Origin of the sequence: Pedobacter sp. PACM 27299, assembly GCF_001412655.1 — a bacterium.
In the GTDB taxonomy this organism is placed as follows: Bacteria; Bacteroidota; Bacteroidia; order Sphingobacteriales; family Sphingobacteriaceae; genus Pedobacter.
This window is the reverse complement of the sequence record NZ_CP012996.1, coordinates 638,681-657,534: the sequence shown is the minus strand read 5'-3', so window position 1 is coordinate 657,534 and position 18,854 is coordinate 638,681. Positions and strand designations below refer to the sequence as shown.

Sequence of the window (18,854 nt, the reverse complement as noted above, 5' to 3'; positions counted from 1 at the left end):
ATTTATACGTCAACAAGGATATTTATTCAGTTTTTACTTGATTTACACCTGTTCATTATTGTACTGAAAGCATTATATTCGTTTAGTTTAAGAAATTAATGCTCACTCAGACTACATATGGAGGATATATTTACCCTAAATGAAGTGAAGAGTCTCATCCTATTAAAAACAGGAATTCGAACCATCACTCCCGCTGATTGTAAAAGGATCTCCATTGAAATCAGCAAAACGCTCAATAAAAACGTCAGCGAAACGACGATCAAACGGTTGTTTGGTTTTGCTGTTGTGAAACACAATTTTTCTAAATTCACGCTAACGACACTTTCTGAGTACGTAAACAAGGAGGATCCACAAACTTGGACCCGCGCACTCCCCTCCAACACACAAGCTCCGGTCAACAGTTGGGCTGATATCCGGATGAATGCTAAAAAAGTAACGAATTTCACGTTAAAAGGCATTAAAAACAGGTCTGGTATACCTTATGAGATGACCATCAGTAGAAAGTTTGCCGAACATGATTTCGATGATTTTTTCAAAAGTGATTATAGTTATACCTGTTTCATTTCACAGCCAGGCTATGGCAGAACGATTTTACTGAGTCATTTAGTAGAAAAATTTTTTCATGGAGAAACTGCTCAGCATTTAGATTCTACGGTATTATTTCTCTTTGCCAATAACATTTTCAATCCTGATCAGCACAACATCAGTTTTGAGGATCTGCTAAAAATACAATTGGGCATCCCCCACCACGAAAGTCTCCTGGAACTGATCAGAGAAAATCATAAGGCCACGGGCAGAAAGTTTGTCGTCATTATTGATGGCTTTTCTGAAGTGATGGTTAAAAGGGATTTAAAAAAGCAGATGTTTGAAAACATCATCAGTTTCATTTGCAGTATTGAGCACAATGATTCGATAAAATTGGTGATGAGCATGCGTTCTACTACCTGGACCAGATTCTACGATTGTATCAGACATTCTGCATTTTTAAGGTCTAAGTGGTTTACTGGAAATTACTTCAATCACAATGAAGTTTCCAATGTACCTCCCCTCACAGGTAAAGAGATTGACCGGATTATTGATAAGATCAACCATTCAGATGTTCATGAGTTAAATCCGAAACTCAAATCTCAATTAAAATTCCCTCTCTATATCCAGCTTTATTATCAGCTGAAGGAAGAAGATCCTTACTTTAACTATTCGAGCAGCATTACTTTCCATGAACTGATTTCGAGGTTCATTCAGGAAAAAATATATAAATCCAATTACTATACGGAGAAGATTCTTTTCTTAAAAAAAGTTATTCAGCTCACTGAATATGGCAAGAACGCTAATTCAGTACCGAAAGACTTGCTGATTGCAGAATTATCGGCTTTTAAAAATGCGTACATGGAACTGGTTTCCGAAGGTATTTTGGTGGAGGAAAAGAGTCAGGATGATTACCAGCCAAGAGAATTTGTTCGTTTTATTTACCCGCATCTCTTCGAATATTTTTTATTTATTGAGCTGCTGGAAAAGTTCCACCTGCAAGTCAACTGGACTTTCTTTGAATACATTCAGCGCAATTACGAAAACAGCAATGTGAGGTTTCACCTGATACAATGGACCATTCGTTTTATCATCAGAATTGGTGATTTTGGGGCATTGGCACATGTATTCGACCTGGAAATCAACTATTTTGAGCGCAATTACCTTATTTTATTTATTGCAGAGAACATCAGGTTCCGTGCCCGCTATAGTCCGGATACCTTTAAATTGCTGACTGAGCATAAATTACATGATATCCTGATCAAACAGCTGATCAACTTTGATTTCGTCGACTCCTGCTATAAAGAAGCAGTCAACGTATTGGCAGATGTGGCCGACAATGATGAAAACAGGGCGATTTACCAAAGTATCCTAGCCATTTTTGACGTGATGAGCATGGATCAGGACAGCATTGCCCTGAGGCTGACTAAAATTGCAGCCATGGATTTAAGCAACTGGTTTATCAGTCCGTATGAAGTTTGCTGGCTGATTTACCTGAAGCTCAGCAACCGGGCAGATGCCAGCCACCCTCTGATTAAGGATCTTGAGCACTTTAACTATCCATTTCTGGAAAACCGAACCACATTGGATACCAGGCAGGGCATCTCCTACTTGCTTTTGATCCTGCTCAATACCTTTTACGGAACAGACAAGGGCACCTTGGAAATTGTGCAGGCCATCAGGAAACAGCAGCCCAGGATTTTCTCTAAAAGGACTGCTTTCCCCATATTTATCATGAACATTTTTGCTCTGGCGAAGTCAAAAATTCAGCCTGGAAAAAAAACAGATCAGCTGGAGCGTATTTTATCTGAAATTCACCATAACAGAACTAGGTTTAAGCTGACAGAATATTCGGAATGTATGTTTAGAATGGTACAAGCCAATCAACTCAGACTGCGTGGAGAATTTGTACAAGCTTATGAATATTCCAATGAAAGCCTGCAGATTTTCAAAAGAAATGAGCTCAACCTCAATTGTATTATGGTCTACGATCTTATGATTGCCATATTTCAGGATCTACAGGACACTGTCAAGGTCAATGAGTATAAATATGAAAGGCTGTGTTTTATGGAGGAAAGAAAAATCCCTCATCGTTTACTAGTGACGGTCGGATAAATTACTTTTAGCAAAACAGCCTGTATTTCATTGAAATACAGGCTGTTTTATTTGATTAGATTCAGGTTAGATCAAGCCTTCTCTCACACATAAGCTAATCAGTTCAGAGCTGGTTTTGACGCCAGACTTCCTAATGATATTTTTACGATGTGAATGCACCGTGTGCAGAGAGATGAATAAGCTATCCGCAATCTCTTCACTTTTATAGCCCAATGCAATCAGTTTAATGATTTCCATTTCTCTTTTGCTGAACTGCAAATTCAAGGGCTGGCTTTCCGGATCACGGCTGACATTTACCGGCCAAACTTTCTTGATTCCTTTTGTGTCTACCAGTGAAGGCATATAATTATTGACAGAGGTGATGTGGTTCACATTGGTATGAATGTGCAATACCTGATTGATTCGTCCTGAATCATCTTTTGAAAGGTAAACAGATTCATTGTGAAACAATTCATAACTGCCATCTGCCAATTTAAACCGAAAACAATAAGATGTTTTATAATAGCTCTTAATGCTTTCTTTGTTCATTTGATCCAGCATAAATCGAACGCTTGCTGATTCAGTCTGGGCTACGTAATTGACATCCTCAGGATGTATACGTCCTAAAATATCATCTACAGTGGCGGATGAAGGGTCAAGGCCTAAAACATCTGCAATACCCGGGTCTATATATTTGATTTTTTTATCGCAAAAATCAACTAAATAGTAAAAGTTGCCCGAGCTAAGAAATGAGGGCAAAAACTGATCTAAATTCACTTCAGGCAGGGCTATAGTCGAACGTGTGTAAAAATCACTATACCTGTTCCAGGTATCGTGTATGACGTTGTTATTAGATTCCATAAGGTTAATTAAATAGATTAAAAAAATAAAAAACGGGTTCTTTATCTTCTCTAAAAATGTAAACTGAAAGGCGCTGGGAGGTTAAAAGTAGATAACCCCAAACTGCTACCAGATACAATTATTCATTAACAAATTGACGTCTAAAGATCGCTCATCATAGCGTTGACTGGTTTCGCTCACGACTCGTAAAGCGAAAGAATTAAGATAATAATTTAACATTGTAAATAGGGATTAGATTAATAATTATGGATTGATTAGATTCATATTTAAAAGGGTGTAACTAGTTATTCTCTTAAGGCGCCTCCTCTTTCCTCCAATCAAAAACCATCATTTTCGACTGATTTGAACAAATTTCAACTTGCCTCATCAGAAGGTATCAATAAAGTGACAATTGAAAAACGATACAAATGGAAGATTATTGCTTCGAATGAAGAGCAATGTGGATTTGAACAGACATAAACTAAGGATGAGCATCAGCATAAAAAACTAGTTATTTTAATTTAAAAGAAACTCAAATGATTCACAACCTCCAGGAATGAAAAATTCCTTCGGAATTGAATTTCTAATGACCATTTAACCACAAAAACTAATCCAAGTACCCAAAAAAAGCATCCCTATAACTAGTGATTTTATTGAACAGGGATTCAATAAATGGATTACACTGAGTTAAAAGGATGCTTTTATAGTAATTTATGAAAAATTTGGCCGATCAGATCGGCCTAAATACAACACTTGTCTAAAATGACAGATTATTAAGGCTTAAAATTGTATGATTTACCTACAAAACTGTCCGAAAATACAAGAATCAATACCTAACATAAGATTTCTATATTTTAAAAAAGTCATTAGAGAAAATACGACTAAAAATATTATAAACTATGCTGAAAAAAGAAAACAATAGAGTTAAAAAAATACACGAGAATGCTCTATTTAATCATTTTTAACAGGTAGGCGCCATAACCGCTTTTGACCAATGGAGCAGCAATTTTAGACAGCTGTTCCCGGTCAATAAAGTTCATACGGTAAGCGACCTCTTCAATACATCCGATCTTTAATCCCTGACGTTCTTCGATAACTTGTACAAACTGTCCTGCCTGCATTAAGGAAGCAAAAGTACCGGTATCTAACCAGGCTGTTCCCCTGCTCAACACCCCTACTTTAAGCCTCCCCTGCTCCAGATAGACCTTATTTACGTCTGTAATTTCATACTCCCCTCTTGGAGAAGGTTTAATGTTTCTAGCGATTTCTACTACAGAATTATCGTAGAAATACAGGCCCGGAACGGCATAATCAGATTTAGGAAGAGCTGGCTTCTCTTCGATAGAAACGGCCTTATTGTTGGCATCGAATTCTACAACCCCATAACGTTCAGGATCTGACACGGGATATGCAAAGACCACCCCACCTTCAGGATCAGCGCTGCTTTGCAATAACCTGGCCATTCCATCCCCATAGAATATGTTATCTCCAAGTACCAATGCCACTTTGTCTGTTCCGATAAAATCTGCACCAATCACGAAGGCTTGTGCCAAACCATTCGGTTCCTGCTGTACGGCATAAGAAAACTTACAGCCCAGCTGAGTACCATCACCCAGCAATTTCTCAAAATTAGGAAGGTCATGCGGTGTTGATATAATTAAGATCTCGTTAATGCCTGCCAGCATTAAAGTAGACAATGGGTAGTAAATCATCGGCTTATCATAAACCGGCATCATTTGCTTACTCATTACCAGGGTTAAAGGGTGTAAACGCGTACCGCTTCCCCCGGCAAGTATAATTCCTTTCATGTATGCTTTATTTTATTGCGTGAATACACTTAACCAGACTAGCTCTCCAATAAGGAATTTCAAGGTTAAATGTGGTTTTAATTTTAGTTTTATCCATCACAGAGAAGGACGGACGCCTGGCTTTGGTAGGATAAGCACTTGTTGGAATGGGATAAACCGTCAGTTTAGCACCGCTGATTTCGAAAATTGCTTTTGCAAAATCATACCAGGAACACAGGCCATCATTGCTATAATGGTAGGTCCCATAAGCTTTCTGACCGGAATCAACGAGGTCAAGAATTACCGCAGCGAGGTCTACCCCATAAGTTGGGGTACCTACCTGATCCACTATGACACTCAGTTCTTCGCGTTCCGAACCCAGTTTAAGCATGGTTTTCACAAAATTACCTGCAAATTCTGAATACAGCCAGCTGGTGCGCAAGATGTAATGCGCCTCCAGACATTTCGCAATTTCCATTTCTCCCTGCAATTTGGTCTTCCCATAAACATTGATTGGGGAGGCCGCATCGGTTTCTTTCAATAGGGCAGGCACATTCCCTTCAAAAACGAAATCAGTGGAAATATGGATCAATGTGGCTTTAAATTCTGCGCAGAACCGAGCCAGATTTGCCGCCCCGATACTGTTTATCTTTTCACAAAGCTCAGGTTCATCTTCCGCTTTATCTACTGCCGTATAGGCCGCACAATTGATGACAAATTCCGGGGATTCCTTTTGAAACAAAAGGCTTAATTTATCCAGATCCAGGATATCTCCAACTACTTCATCCAGAAAAACAAAAGAAGCGGTATTACGGTCTTTAGTGACTTTGCTCAAACATTGACCGAGCTGCCCAAGTCCGCCAAAAACAAGTATTTTTTTATTGCTCATGTGCTGCATATTGTTCGTTGTAATAGTCCTGATATACCCCTGAAGTTACGTTTTCTAACCATTCGCCATTTTCCAGGTACCAATCTACTGTTTTCGCCAATCCTTCTTCAAACTGCAAAGAAGGCGTCCAGTTCAGTTCATGCTGTAATTTGCTGGAGTCAATGGCATAGCGAAGATCATGGCCTGCACGGTCTGTTACATAAGTAATCAACGCTGCGGATGCCCCTGCTTCACGGCCGAGTTTTTCGTCCATTATCCGACATAGCAAATGGATCAGGTCTATGTTTTTCCACTCATTATGACCTCCAATATTATAGGTATCGCCAGCTTTAGCCTGGTGAAAGATCCGGTCTATTGCCGCAGCATGGTCTTCTACCCAAAGCCAATCTCTGATATTTTCCCCCTTTCCATATACGGGAACGGGCTTATTATTTTTGATATTATTAATCGCCAATGGGATTAATTTCTCCGGAAAATGATGAGATCCATAATTGTTTGAACAGTTAGAAATGACTACATCCAAGCCATAAGTATCATGGTAAGCGCGAACAAAATGATCTGAACTTGCTTTTGAGGCGGAATATGGGCTGTGTGGATCATAAGCTGTTTTTTCAGTAAACATCCCCATTTCGCCCAAAGAGCCATATACTTCATCCGTACTCACATGGTAGAAACGATGATGGGCATACTCGCCTTTCCAGATTTCTTTTGCTGCATTTAATAGATTAACCGTCCCGATTACATTGGTCATCACAAATTCCATAGGGTTGCTAATGGAGCGATCCACATGCGATTCGGCGGCCAGGTGAATGACTGCATCGGGTTTTTCCTGATAAAAAAATTCCGTTATGAATGTCGAATCGGTGATGTCTCCTTTGATGAAACGGTAATTTGGGGCATCTTCCACATCCCTAAGGTTCAGCAGATTACCTGCATAAGTCAACTTATCCAGGTTAATAATCTCGTAATCAGCGTATTTTTTAATAAACTGTCTGACTACATGAGAGCCAATAAAACCCGCTCCCCCGGTAATTAAAATCTTTTTCCTCATTTTATATACTTTAAAAGCTGTTAATAGGCATTATCTTCTCCTTTGATCATATTGATGACTGTCATAAACACAATCTTTACTTCTAACATAGCGGTCCAGTTCTCCAGATACCAAATATCGTGCTGCACCCGTTTCTGCATAGCGCCTTCTTCCTTTGTTTCTCCTCTAAGGCCGTTTACCTGTGCCCATCCGGTGATGCCTGGTTTCAGGAAATGCCTCACCATAAACTGGTTGATGATGGCGCGGTATTCTTCTGTATGTTTCAGCATGTGCGGCCTTGGTCCCACTACGCTCATATTACCCATTAATACATTAAAGAACTGCGGAAGTTCATCCAGGCTGGATTTACGCAGGAACTTTCCGATACCGGTGATCCGATCGTCATCTTTTGTTGCCTGTTTCTGGTCACTGTCGTTGTTGACCTTCATACTCCGGAACTTATAACAATAGAAAGGCTCGTCGTTGCGCCCGCTTCTAAGCTGTTTAAACAGCACTGGCCCTCTATTTTCCATTTTAATCAGAATAGCGATTAATGGATAAAGCCAGCTCATCAGAAAGACAATCACACCCAGACTAAAAACAATGTCGAAAGCACGTTTTTTGAAGCGATTTCCAATACTTTCCAATGGTTCTTTTCTTAGTGAAATGACAGGAAATTCCCCACCTACGTAACTAATGGTATAAGGTGTGGCGATGGTAGTGGCCATATCGGGAATGAATTTTACACGGAGACAATGTTTATCGGCTTCCTGCAAAAACGGCTGTACCAATGCCATTTTATGCGGTTCCAAAGAGACGTAGATGTCTTTCACTCCGTTTAATGCAGCTTTTCCCATTTTTGAGATGAAGTTTGTGGATAGGCGACCGTTTTCGTCCGCATAAATGCGGCTTCCGTCATCAATATAACCATAAAAATCTATATTATACTGACGATCAAGGTAATGAGCCAACCTTAAACCTGTTGGGTTTACCCCAATCAAAGCCACCTTTTTACTGACATTAAACTTATGGACCAGCAGGGACTGAAAAGCCGTCCCAAGAAAACGATTCAGTACAAATCCGAACACTAATAAGGCATAAAACACCACTAAAAAAGTCCTTGAAAATTCAATATCCCTTGAAAACAGCAGGTATAAAGCAAAAATCACCGCGTGTAAGGCCACACTTCTCCAGGTTCCTCTATAAATTCTTTCCAACTTTCTGGAGCCATAATCTGTATAAAGACCAAAAATTGCTGAGTTAAACAGCCATGCAAGGTTACAAACGACCATATAATGACGCCAAAGCTCATAAGAAACTGTCTTTCCCAGATATTCCGTAAGATAATAAGCTAAGACATAGATTAAATTAAGCATTGCCACATCGATAATTGGCAAAATGTATCTAAGTAAGTACAAATAACGAGTCTGCATCTGGATTTGGATAAATTAGTTTGAATTATTAAAGCATTATCAATAAACACTACTCAAAAAATCAATTATTATTAAAAATAACAACAGGAAATAATCCCGCTAGATTAAAAACGCAATAACATTCACCAAAATTAACTCCATTACGGAATAAAAAGCTCCCCACAAATAGGTATTTTAACAAAAACAACAACATTAACAACATACACAGGACTTCATTTCGCAAAATGATGGGTATTTTTACAATAAAATAAGATTAAAAATTAAATCATTTATGAAAATCGCGGTAATAGGAACAGGGTACGTCGGTTTAGTGACCGGTACTTGTCTCGCTGAGACAGGAAATGAGGTGATCTGTGTAGACATTGATCAGCTGAAGGTTGAAAAGATGCAGCATGGGATTATTCCAATTTATGAACCAGGACTGGACATTTTGTTTCTGAGAAACATCTCTCAAAAGAGGTTGAGTTTCACTACCAACCTGGCCATGGCGATTAAAGATGCACAGATTATCTTTATGGCATTGCCAACGCCGCCGGGTGGAGATGGTAATGCAGATCTTTCTTATATCCTTGGTGCTGCAGCAGATGTCTCAAAACTGATCACTTCTTATAAAGTGATTGTCAACAAATCTACCGTTCCTGTGGGTACGGCAGATCAGGTAAAGGCAGTCTTCAAAGCCAATACGGCTGTAGAAGTAGATGTCGTTTCCAATCCTGAATTTTTAAGAGAAGGAGTTGCAGTTGAAGACTTTATGAAACCAGATCGCGTAGTGATCGGGACAAAAAGTGAAAAGGCAAAGAAACTGATGACCGAGCTGTATGCACCTTATGTCAGGTCCGGAAATCCGATTTTGTTTATGAATGAAAAGTCTTCGGAACTTACTAAATACGCTGCAAACGCATTTCTTGCCACTAAAATCACATTCATGAATGAGATTGCTAATTTATGCGAGCTGGTTTATGCCGATGTGGATTCAGTGCGTATGGGAATTGGTTCTGATGAACGGATTGGCAAGCGTTTTCTATTCCCTGGTCTTGGTTATGGTGGCAGCTGCTTCCCTAAAGACGTACAGGCACTGTCGAAATCAGCAGCAGAAAATCAATATGATTTCCAGATTTTAAAAGCAGTCATGACCGTAAATGAAAAACAAAAAACGGTACTGGTAGATAAGGTTTTGAAATATTATAAAGGGGATCTGAAAGGCAAACATTTTGCATTATGGGGCTTGGCTTTCAAGCCTGAAACAGACGACATCAGGGAGGCACCAGCATTATACATCATCAGCAGACTGCTACTTAATGGTGCAACAATCACTGCTTTTGACCCTGAAGGAATGGATAATATCAAGGCCCTATTAGGTGATCAAATCAGTTATGCCAGCAACCAATATGATGCTTTGAAAGGCGCAGATGCACTGTTAATCGCAACAGAATGGTCAGTTTTCAGAAATCCAGATTTTGAAAAGATGGAGGAGACCATGGACCATAAAGTCATTTTTGATGGCCGAAATCTATATGATCTTCAAAAAATGATCGACTTAGGATATTATTATAATAGCATTGGAAGGTCTTTAATTATTCCTGGTGCAAACGCAGCTGAGGAGGGAGATCAAGCAGACCTCACAGGTAATCTAAATGAACTTGTGTCTTTATAACACCTGAAAAACATGGATAAAAACAATTATGTACTGATTATGGCCGGCGGTGTGGGCAGTCGCTTTTGGCCAAAAAGCCGTAATCATTTTCCGAAGCAGTTTTTAGATATTTTAGGAACAGGAAGGTCATTATTACAAATCACCTATGAGCGTTTCCTGAAATTATGCCCGGCATCACACCTCTATATTGTCACGAATAGTCAGTATAGTGAGCTTGTGCAGGAACAATTGCCTGGAATTTCTCCAGACCAGCTGATTTGCGAACCCAGCAGAAACAATACGGCACCATGCATTGCCTACGCTTCTTTTAAGCTGGCTGCACTGAACCCGGATGCCAATCTGGTTGTCGCTCCTTCCGACCATTTTATACAATATGAGGCTATTTTTATAGAGAAAATCCGCGCGGCCCTGGCATATACCGATACCCATGAGGCCTTGGTTACTTTAGGCATCAGTCCAACACGGCCAGATACCGGATATGGTTATATTCAATACGGGGCTGAAAGTGAAAAAGGCATATATAAAGTGGAGAAGTTCAGGGAAAAACCGAATCTTTCCACTGCGATGGAGTACCTGAAAGAAGGAAATTACCTCTGGAATGCAGGAATCTTTATCTGGAAGGCGAAATCAATCATTCAGGCTTTGAAGCAATATACCAGCAGCATTCATGAGCTGTTTGAAGCTGGAACTCCATATTACAATCTTCCGGAAGAAAGGGCTTTTATTGACACACAGTATCCAAAAGCTCCAAATATTTCTATCGATTATGCCATCATGGAGCAGGCGGATAACATTTACACCATTCCGGCAGATTTCGGCTGGTCTGATCTGGGCACCTGGGCATCCTTACATGAATCTGCAGCTAAAGATGCGGCAGGAAACGTCATTTCTGCCCCTCAGATCAATGTCAAAGACACCAAAAACAGCATCATTCAGATCAATGAAAACAAACTGGCAGTCATCAGAGGTCTCGATAATTTTATTGTCGTGGATGATGGCAATGCCTTACTTATTTACCCAAAAGACCAGGAACAGGAAATTAAAGACGTCGTAAAAACTATGGCAGAAACCTATGGAAATCACTATGTATAAGCTTACTTAAAACCCCTTCCTATATGAATGGCATCCAACAAGTAAAACACGCGCTTCTCCCCACACTATTGCTTTTGACAATTTCCGCTGCAGTTCAGGCACAGCAACCTGAAATTAAATACGCAGTGGAGGCACAAGCCATAGGCACGACGAATAACGTTGTTCCTTTCTGGATGCGATCCAACCAATTTGGCTCGGTCCCGCTCTCCGGCATATCAGGAAGTTTTCTGGGAAAAGCGGAGAAAGATTATAGTACGGACAGCCTCGGCAAGAAACGGCTTTTCGACTGGGGATTTGGATTAGAAGCCAGGGCAAATGCTGGAAAAGGCTCAAGCATTCAATTGATCTCCGCTTATGCTAAAGGACGAATGGGCATCTTTCAGCTCAAAGCGGGAAGGTCAAAAGATGTGATGGGTTTAAATGGCGATACGGTGCTCAGTACGGGTAACTTTTCGGTCTCCGGAAATGCACCAGGCATACCAAAGCTAGAGCTCTCTATCCCAAATTACTACAGTATACCCATCTTCGGCGGATTATTTTCTGTGAAAGGAAACTTTGTGCATGGCTGGCTGGGAAGAACAAAAATCCTGGACAGCATCATTGCTGGCCCCACTATTAAATACTATATCAACGACACTAAACCGGTCAGCTATTTCCATCAGAAGTCCTTATATGTAAGGTTAGGAAAAGCAGACTGGCGCTTAAAAATGTATGGGGGATTCAACCACCAGGTATTTTGGGGGAATGAACAAGCTGCCTATGGCAGCAATTTCAAACTCTCCCCTGCCGAAACCTTTTTATATGTAGTGACCGGCAAATCGTATGGCACAAAAGGGGTTCCGACTTCTAAAATCGGAAACCAGCTGGGCTCCATCGACATTGGTGCGGAATATGATTTCAATGACCTCAAGGTGATGCTTTACCGACAAACTTTTTATGATGTGGGTGCTTTATCGAAACTGGCCAACATCAAAGATGGGTTAACCGGGGTTACGTTGGAAAACAAACGATTTGACCCGAAAAGCTCAGGTTTTGCCTGGAAGAAGCTATTACTGGAATACTTCTATTCAAAAGATCAGGCTGGATACCCATGGTCTACGTTCACCAAGTCGGGGGACGAAGATTATTACAACAACTTTTATTATGTAGAGGGTTGGTCTTACCAGGGTATGGGAATGGGAAATCCATTGATCACTCCCAGACATGACGCACGTGCAGGACAGGCAGTAAAAAAGTCTGATTACTTCATTAACAACCGGGTAGTAGCTCTTCATGCTGGACTTACCGGAAGGCTTTATAACTGGGATTTCATGACTAAAATCACCTATTCCAATAACTATGGAACCTTTGGAACCAGCATTTACGGAAATTCTACAGGGAATATAAAAAGTCCGGTAAATAATGAAATATTTCAAAAGGTGAATCAGTTTTCCTACTATTTAGAGGGTACTAAACCATTGAAAAATGGCTATAGTGCAGGTTTTGCCTCAGCATTGGATCAGGGAAAATTATTGAACAACTCCTTTGGCCTGATGCTGAAATTGAAAAAGGATTTTCAATAGCCTAAAAGGTGGAAACAAACAGGTACTTAAAAGAATTCCCGGCAGTATTGGAACGCGGTAAAATGCGTTGCCATACTGCCTAAGGAATTACATCCCCCCGGATCTCATTCCACTACCTTGTAAATACACCTTTCACCTCCAGAAGGTGTTTTTCATATTGATTCACGATCAATTCCCAATCGTATATTTCTGTAATCTTATCACAATTGTTCCTCCTCATCATTTGATACTTTTCAAGGTCATAACGGACCGTTTTCAAATGATCAGCTACTTCCTCAGCCGTCCTGAAATAGATCGCGTCATCCCCTAGAATATACCTGTTAAAAGGATTGTCATTGGCACACATTAAGCTATTGGATGCCATTGCTTCTAACAGAGAAGGATTGGTTCCACCAACGGTATGCCCATGAAAGTAAATGTTCGAATAGTAACGCAGGTTATTCAAAATATCTATGTTGTAAATGCCTCCGATAAACTTGATTTGCGGATGAGCTTCGAACTTCTCTTTTAAATAATTCCCGTAAGTCGTTTCATGCTTTCCAACCACCAAAAACGGGCGTTTCACATTTGCCTTTGCGACGCCATCCAGGATGATTTCAATGCTATTCTCAGGCTCCAATCTGGCAATCAGCATATCATATTGATAAGGAAGCAAGTCGTAACTTTTAAGAATACCTATCGTAGGCTCCTTAAACAAGGTGGCGCCATAGGCGATAAAGGTAGAGTCCGCATTGTATTTTTCCTTCAGGTAATCCTGTATGCCGATAGAATCCGAGATCAGGTGATCGCTATATTGTACACCTAGTTTTTCTGCCCATTGCAGGAATTTCCTGACTTTATTGGAGTATTTGGTCCGTTTCCATTCCAGTCCATCCATGTTGGTAGTCACCACCACATCCTTTGGCAGCAGCCATCCCCAAACCGAGCCACTGGTATAGCCCAACTGAAGAATCACATCACATTTTCGCTTTCTCACATCAAGAATACAGTTCAAATCATAGATAAATTGCCCGGCCGTCCCCAGTTTGTATTCAGGGTCATAACAATGACGCAAGTCAACACCATTCCATTTATCCTGTTGATAAGGGTGGTTATGCGAATTATAAACCAAAACCTCGTGTCCTTTTTTTACCAAACCCAATGCTAAATATTCCGCGCATTGCTCAAATCCTCCATAATGATTTGGGATACCACGGGTACCAATAATTGCTATTTTCATTATAGATTACTTAAATAAGTGTTGTATTTCATTCCAGATTCTATTTGCTATATGTTCCATTCCAGCATCGGAAGGGTGCATCCCTACGCCTTGATTCTGGTATTGCTGAATGGCAGTATTTTCATTTCTATCTTTATAAATACCTTGTAGATCTACGTAGATCCAACTGTTTTTGCTAGCAGTTGATTTCATGATCTGGTCTATATGCTGGTTTGGCCAAAAGCTGCCTACCAGGCAGACTTTAACTGATTTCCCTTTGGACAACTCAGTGGTTAAACGTCCCAGGCACTTGCCTAGCTGGTATCTTACTGCTAAGGTATCGTTGATGTTCTCCCCTATTTCCAGCACAATTAAATCCGGATGCCAGTCGCCGAATTTCTTGAAATCTGCGTTATTATATTTCCAGAATTTCCTTTCAAAGGAATCTGCAATATTGGCGAATTTAAATTCCGTCTGCGGACTCAGTCCGTTTATCCTGGACTTCAGCAGGTGCACAAAATCTTTATCTGCGGCGCTTGCCGCCATCCCCCAGTTGCCAGACCAGCCTACTGCAGGCTTTGCGCCATGCCAGGTAATGCTGTTGCCCAGAATCAATACTTTTAAAGGGATGGAATCTGACAAACTACGTCCATACACCGGAGCACCAACACCTATAATCAGCGTACATAAAACTGCTAAAACAATATTTTTAAACCTTTTCCTCTTGTTAAACATCTTACCTGTTTTAAATTAAAAGCCCATTTCTATCGTAAGTTCCTTTAATCACGCGAGCAGGAACGCCGGCAATAATAGAATTTGCAGGCATACTTTTATTGACCACCGCTCCTGCAGCTATGATTGAATTATCCCCAATGGAAACGCCTGCGAGAATAGTTACCTTGGCTCCTATCCAGCAGTTCTGCCCAATAGTAATTTTAGCACGGGTAGTTCCTTGATTTTTGATCAATTTACCCGGGTCATTGTAGTTATGATTTTCCGGGTGACAGCTAAAATATTGTCCAATGATCGTATGGTCTCCAATCGAAACACCCCCGGAGCCCCCAATACTTGCAAATTGTCCGATTCCTACCTGTTTACCAATATGTATAAACTCTCCTAAATTGTTAAATGAAGTAGAAATGATCACTTGAGAATAAGCTCCAATTCCAGAAGAATCACCAATTATCAATTTTCCTTTACCCAATCCACTCAGGTATACCCCAGTATCAATTTTAACCCATTTTCCAATGCTGATGTGCTGGTTATTAAAGGTCCTCACTCCCCTGCCCAAAAAGATAGGCTTTGGCTTTTTCAAATGAAAAATCTGGAACAGCATCCCCCTCAGCAGCTCCATACTTTTACTGAATGCCAGATTGAATAAAGTTCGGCTGCTGATGTTTTCATCAAATTTGAAAGCAGGATTTCTCTTTCTGATAATCGATTGAAATATTGTTTTCATTAACGTATTAGTTTTTTAAAGCTTTCTTAACTGCCTCTAGCAGTCCATTTTTATAAATCACAGATGGGGTTAACCATGCGCCTTCACCATATTCATTCCATGCATAAAGCACTGCGATCTGATCATTCGATTTAGCCGGATTATTTTGGAGCGTCCATTCTTTCAACCCTTTCACTGTCTGATAAACCGATTCCGGAGCATATCCTTTAAAATGAGGGGAAGGCTTACTGATCTTATTCATTTCATCCCATGGCCGCGGGTCCCAGTTTAATGTACTCACTGGGATATAAGGCATATCAAATTTCAAAAAGCTAGTCCAAACCGCCTTTTCTCTTTTAGGGATCGCACTGGCCGGACTAACCGACTGTCCATTAACTAAGGTTTGGTCATGGTAATTATAGCCTGTCAGGACATCAAATCCACACTGTTTAGCGAGGGCGATTTCTTTTTCATCCGGTGTAATGCTGATCCCAATACTTAGCCCTTTCATTCCTCGACGCAGGGCATCGGCTCTCAATTGATCTAAAGCCGATTTAATTTTTGGCGCAGAACCAAATGAACTCATCAGCATCTTTAAGCTTAAAAAGGAGATCAGAGGTTTCTCATTAAATTTCAGATATGCCTTGTTTTGAAAAAGATCAAGCCATACACTGGAAACTTTCTGCCAATCGGCAGGGCCGATGATATATCCATAATGATTGGCCACCAGCAGATTGAATTTCAGTCCTTGTTTATCTTTTGAATTGACAAACAACTGAAGTGCATTATTTCTGGGTTCCTCCAGGTTCTTCCTGGAAAGATCAGAGTAATACCAGCAAAAGGTAAAAAAATCAAGGTTTGCGTTGACCGCAGCGGCCACTTGCTTGCGAATGATCTCTGGCTTACTGGTTACCCAGCCCCAAACGGGAGCACGTTCCTTATAATTCTCTGTTAGTGATTTGGTAATGTGGTTGGTTTTTCCTGTCCAGCCATCAAAATAATAAGCACCAACTTTTAAATGGGCTGCCTGATCATTTTGTCCGTAAACCGGATTGATCGGCATCCCCGATAAGGCGATATAAAGTAGAAAAGAGCAGAAGATTATTTTTTTCATTTTGCTATTCTTTGAGTTCTTTTAAACGGGTTCATTTTTAAAAGCTTCATCTAATTTTTTATAAAAACCAACTAAAGAGAACTTTTCCTCAAATACCATTTTCGCATTCCGGCCATGCTTATTCAACAAATCCCGGTCGTCGATATACTGGCGAAGTACCTTTACAAACTCAGCTTTATTATTCGGTTCAAATAAAAACCCACTGTAACCATGCGCAATGATTTCTGGCAATCCACCATGATTGGCTGCAATAACCGGTTTATTTAGGCTCATCGCTTCAATCGCAATTCTACCAAAAGGTTCAGGTTTGGTACTCGGTACGATCACTACATCCGACCAGCTATAAATTTCTGCCGTATCAGCAACAAAGCCCAGAAACTCCACTTTGTCTATTAAGCCAAGCTGAATTACTTTTTTCTTTAAATCCAGCACCATCTGTTCATTTCCAGCGGAGGTACTCCCCACTATTCTCAACAATACATTTGCATTGGCGATTAATGTTAAGGCTTCAATGGTAAAATCCTGTCCTTTCCAACTGTTAATCCTGCCAATCAGCAATACCTTTAATGGTGTTTGACCGGAAGGCGTCAATACCGCAGTTTCGGAAGGAATCGCCGCTCTTGTTTCAGGAATTGCTCCTGTTTCGGGGCTGTCTTTGACTTTAGCAAAGCCTTCAAATGCATTGTGAATCACCAGACTTTGTGCTAAATGATCAAAACTCTTTAAGGTAGACTGGGAATTGAATATGATTTTTGAGTTAGCCCCTTTCAAGAAGAAAGACAATACTTTGCTGATCATCCGATTTGGAATCTCCCGGATATGAATAATTTTCATTTGTTTCAGAAAGGGCGCCAACAGGTAAAAGTCAAGAATCACTGAAGTGTTTACATAGACTACATCGTATTGGTCAAACAGTTTCTTTTTAGCGGAAAATGAAAACAAAGGAAAAATGATCTTCCCCCATTGAAATTTCATCAAATAAGTTTTACTTAATAATGAAAGGTTCATGAAAATGATTTCCACCTTTAATTTTTCCAGTTCCAGCACCAATGGGCCATTTCTTGGAAGAATAACGGTGATCTTTTCAAAGTTGGGCGATAGGCTCAGGTAGTTTACAACTTGTAAAAAACTCCGGTCGGAACCATACATATCAGCACTCTGGTGTACGCAAATGATATTCATTATTCGGCGATTATATTTTAAAAGTTATTCAGTGAGGATCAAAGCCTCGATTTTCTGTCTTCGCATTATTTCGTGTACGTCAGCAGTAAGGCCATTAAAACCAATACTAATCCATCAAGTTTTATTTCAAAAACCGGAGGTCCTGATACTTCAGTGCCAGTTTAAAAGACACCGCCATACTGTAAAAATAAACCAGCACCCTTGCTACAGGCCTATCAGATAAAATCTTAGGCCAGGTGCTTTTCAAATTCCTAAACCGGCCCAACATGACATCGGCAGAAGGATTAGACCACAATACCGTATCATGATCAAATTTGATGGGCAATACATACAGCTGCTTCTCAAATTTTGAAAAGCTGAGCATAAATCCTGTGTCAATTCCATAAAGGCTTAAGCGTTCATCGAATTTCATTTGATGCTCAAAAAACACCTTTGCAGAAATCACCATCCCGCTGGTAATGGCCAATACATTCTTTGCCGGGATGATTCCTGTTTTTATTTTTTTCCAGTGTTTTCCTTTGAAATAAACCCAGGCGCCTGGGCTTACTACTTTTTCTTTATGGAGTACCAAGGGCAGGAACAGCGCAATTTTTGGAAATCTGGAAAGGGCATCTTTCAGCTTATCAAAATAATAAAGTGGAATGTCTGTATCCTGATCCAGCAATAAAGCATAATCGTAGGTACAGGCAGACAACACTTTATTATAAAGCTTCGAAAGCCAGGTATTTTCTGATGTCCATCGGTATTGAAATTTGCTAAACTCCTTTTCAAGTTCATAGATCTGATCGTCTGGACACCTTTCCGGACTATTGTCCCAGATCACCAGTTCCAGCTCAAATAAATCTCTGTGTTGGAGCAAAAGAGATTTAATCGTGGGAGATTCTGAAATCATCTTTTTATACAGCACTACTAAAACAAGTAATTTCGGTTTAGTATTTTGCTCGTTCTCCATCATCGTTGATTTATTTTGCTGAAACATTGGCGATTCCTTTTCAATATTTTTCATTTCCTATCAA

15 protein-coding genes are annotated in these 18,854 nt (G+C 40.1%); 4 read left to right on the top strand and 11 right to left on the bottom strand.

What is annotated here, in order from left to right; all coding sequences use genetic code 11:
- Positions 1-144 precede the first annotated feature (144 nt).
- Positions 145-2,640 carry a hypothetical protein gene (locus AQ505_RS02775; RefSeq protein WP_231635013.1) on the top strand — a complete coding sequence of 832 codons (2,496 nt, stop codon included), beginning with the start codon at positions 145-147 and terminating at the stop codon, positions 2,638-2,640.
- A gap of 66 nt (positions 2,641-2,706) precedes the next feature.
- On the opposite strand, the gene AQ505_RS02770 is transcribed toward AQ505_RS02775, so the two are convergent.
- From AQ505_RS02770 to AQ505_RS02750, 5 genes are all read right to left on the bottom strand, one after another.
- The gene (locus AQ505_RS02770; protein WP_062546771.1) at positions 2,707-3,480 is read right to left on the bottom strand and encodes a LuxR C-terminal-related transcriptional regulator; all 774 of its coding nucleotides are present in this window, start codon (positions 3,478-3,480) and stop codon (positions 2,707-2,709) included.
- A gap of 926 nt (positions 3,481-4,406) precedes the next feature.
- The gene (gene rfbA / locus AQ505_RS02765) at positions 4,407-5,267 is read right to left on the bottom strand and encodes a glucose-1-phosphate thymidylyltransferase RfbA (RefSeq protein ID WP_062546770.1); all 861 of its coding nucleotides are present in this window, start codon (positions 5,265-5,267) and stop codon (positions 4,407-4,409) included.
- Between the two features lie 7 nt (positions 5,268-5,274).
- Positions 5,275-6,135, bottom strand: a complete 861-nt coding sequence (rfbD, locus tag AQ505_RS02760; protein WP_062546769.1) for a dTDP-4-dehydrorhamnose reductase — start codon at positions 6,133-6,135, stop codon at positions 5,275-5,277.
- A complete protein-coding gene (rfbB, locus tag AQ505_RS02755; protein WP_062546768.1) occupies positions 6,125-7,186 on the bottom strand; it encodes a dTDP-glucose 4,6-dehydratase in 1,062 nt (353 codons plus the stop codon). The genes rfbD and rfbB overlap by 11 nt, the downstream gene beginning before the upstream one ends.
- 20 nt (positions 7,187-7,206) lie before the next feature.
- Positions 7,207-8,541 (bottom strand): undecaprenyl-phosphate glucose phosphotransferase, encoded by a 1,335-nt coding sequence (locus AQ505_RS02750; RefSeq protein ID WP_231635012.1) that lies wholly within the window; start codon positions 8,539-8,541, stop codon positions 7,207-7,209.
- A gap of 328 nt (positions 8,542-8,869) precedes the next feature.
- On the opposite strand from AQ505_RS02750, the gene AQ505_RS02745 reads away from it, so the two are divergent.
- From AQ505_RS02745 to AQ505_RS02735, 3 genes are read left to right on the top strand one after another with little or no spacing between them, the layout of a single operon-like run.
- A complete protein-coding gene (locus tag AQ505_RS02745; protein ID WP_082461392.1) occupies positions 8,870-10,252 on the top strand; it encodes a UDP-glucose dehydrogenase family protein in 1,383 nt (460 codons plus the stop codon).
- A gap of 12 nt (positions 10,253-10,264) precedes the next feature.
- Positions 10,265-11,344 carry a mannose-1-phosphate guanylyltransferase gene (locus tag AQ505_RS02740; RefSeq protein ID WP_062546766.1) on the top strand — a complete coding sequence of 360 codons (1,080 nt, stop codon included), beginning with the start codon at positions 10,265-10,267 and terminating at the stop codon, positions 11,342-11,344.
- 23 nt (positions 11,345-11,367) lie between these two features.
- Entirely contained in the window at positions 11,368-12,906 is a 1,539-nt protein-coding gene (locus tag AQ505_RS02735; protein ID WP_062546765.1) for a capsule assembly Wzi family protein, read from the top strand.
- Positions 12,907-13,018: 112 nt separating this feature from the next.
- On the opposite strand, the gene AQ505_RS02730 is transcribed toward AQ505_RS02735, so the two are convergent.
- From AQ505_RS02730 to AQ505_RS02705, 6 genes are all read right to left on the bottom strand, one after another.
- Positions 13,019-14,125, bottom strand: a complete 1,107-nt coding sequence (locus tag AQ505_RS02730) for a DUF1972 domain-containing protein (RefSeq protein WP_062546764.1) — start codon at positions 14,123-14,125, stop codon at positions 13,019-13,021.
- Between the two features lie 6 nt (positions 14,126-14,131).
- On the bottom strand, positions 14,132-14,839 hold the full coding sequence (locus tag AQ505_RS02725; protein WP_062546763.1) for an SGNH/GDSL hydrolase family protein: 708 nt from the start codon (positions 14,837-14,839) through the stop codon (positions 14,132-14,134).
- 10 nt (positions 14,840-14,849) lie between these two features.
- On the bottom strand, positions 14,850-15,563 hold the full coding sequence (locus AQ505_RS02720) for an acyltransferase (protein WP_062546762.1): 714 nt from the start codon (positions 15,561-15,563) through the stop codon (positions 14,850-14,852).
- 7 nt (positions 15,564-15,570) lie between these two features.
- Positions 15,571-16,656 (bottom strand): glycoside hydrolase family 99-like domain-containing protein, encoded by a 1,086-nt coding sequence (locus AQ505_RS02715; RefSeq protein WP_062546761.1) that lies wholly within the window; start codon positions 16,654-16,656, stop codon positions 15,571-15,573.
- A 21-nt stretch (positions 16,657-16,677) separates the two neighbouring features.
- A complete protein-coding gene (locus AQ505_RS02710) occupies positions 16,678-17,838 on the bottom strand; it encodes a glycosyltransferase family 4 protein (protein ID WP_062546760.1) in 1,161 nt (386 codons plus the stop codon).
- Positions 17,839-17,959: 121 nt separating this feature from the next.
- Positions 17,960-18,844 carry a glycosyltransferase gene (locus tag AQ505_RS02705; RefSeq protein ID WP_062546759.1) on the bottom strand — a complete coding sequence of 295 codons (885 nt, stop codon included), beginning with the start codon at positions 18,842-18,844 and terminating at the stop codon, positions 17,960-17,962.
- Positions 18,845-18,854: the final 10 nt, after the last annotated feature.

What these genes read in the sequence shown, in the direction of transcription:
- AQ505_RS02770 (WP_062546771.1), bottom strand. Translation starts at nt 3,480, where the DNA reads ATGGAATCTAATAACAACGTCATACACGATACCTGGAACAGGTATAGT.
- rfbA (WP_062546770.1), bottom strand. Translation starts at nt 5,267, where the DNA reads ATGAAAGGAATTATACTTGCCGGGGGAAGCGGTACGCGTTTACACCCT.
- rfbD (WP_062546769.1), bottom strand. Translation starts at nt 6,135, where the DNA reads ATGAGCAATAAAAAAATACTTGTTTTTGGCGGACTTGGGCAGCTCGGT.
- rfbB (WP_062546768.1), bottom strand. Translation starts at nt 7,186, where the DNA reads ATGAGGAAAAAGATTTTAATTACCGGGGGAGCGGGTTTTATTGGCTCT.
- AQ505_RS02750 (WP_231635012.1), bottom strand. Translation starts at nt 8,541, where the DNA reads ATGCTTAATTTAATCTATGTCTTAGCTTATTATCTTACGGAATATCTG.
- AQ505_RS02745 (WP_082461392.1), top strand. Translation starts at nt 8,870, where the DNA reads ATGAAAATCGCGGTAATAGGAACAGGGTACGTCGGTTTAGTGACCGGT.
- AQ505_RS02740 (WP_062546766.1), top strand. Translation starts at nt 10,265, where the DNA reads ATGGATAAAAACAATTATGTACTGATTATGGCCGGCGGTGTGGGCAGT.
- AQ505_RS02735 (WP_062546765.1), top strand. Translation starts at nt 11,368, where the DNA reads ATGAATGGCATCCAACAAGTAAAACACGCGCTTCTCCCCACACTATTG.
- AQ505_RS02730 (WP_062546764.1), bottom strand. Translation starts at nt 14,125, where the DNA reads ATGAAAATAGCAATTATTGGTACCCGTGGTATCCCAAATCATTATGGA.
- AQ505_RS02725 (WP_062546763.1), bottom strand. Translation starts at nt 14,839, where the DNA reads ATGTTTAACAAGAGGAAAAGGTTTAAAAATATTGTTTTAGCAGTTTTA.
- AQ505_RS02720 (WP_062546762.1), bottom strand. Translation starts at nt 15,563, where the DNA reads ATGAAAACAATATTTCAATCGATTATCAGAAAGAGAAATCCTGCTTTC.
- AQ505_RS02715 (WP_062546761.1), bottom strand. Translation starts at nt 16,656, where the DNA reads ATGAAAAAAATAATCTTCTGCTCTTTTCTACTTTATATCGCCTTATCG.
- AQ505_RS02710 (WP_062546760.1), bottom strand. Translation starts at nt 17,838, where the DNA reads ATGAATATCATTTGCGTACACCAGAGTGCTGATATGTATGGTTCCGAC.
- AQ505_RS02705 (WP_062546759.1), bottom strand. Translation starts at nt 18,844, where the DNA reads ATGAAAAATATTGAAAAGGAATCGCCAATGTTTCAGCAAAATAAATCA.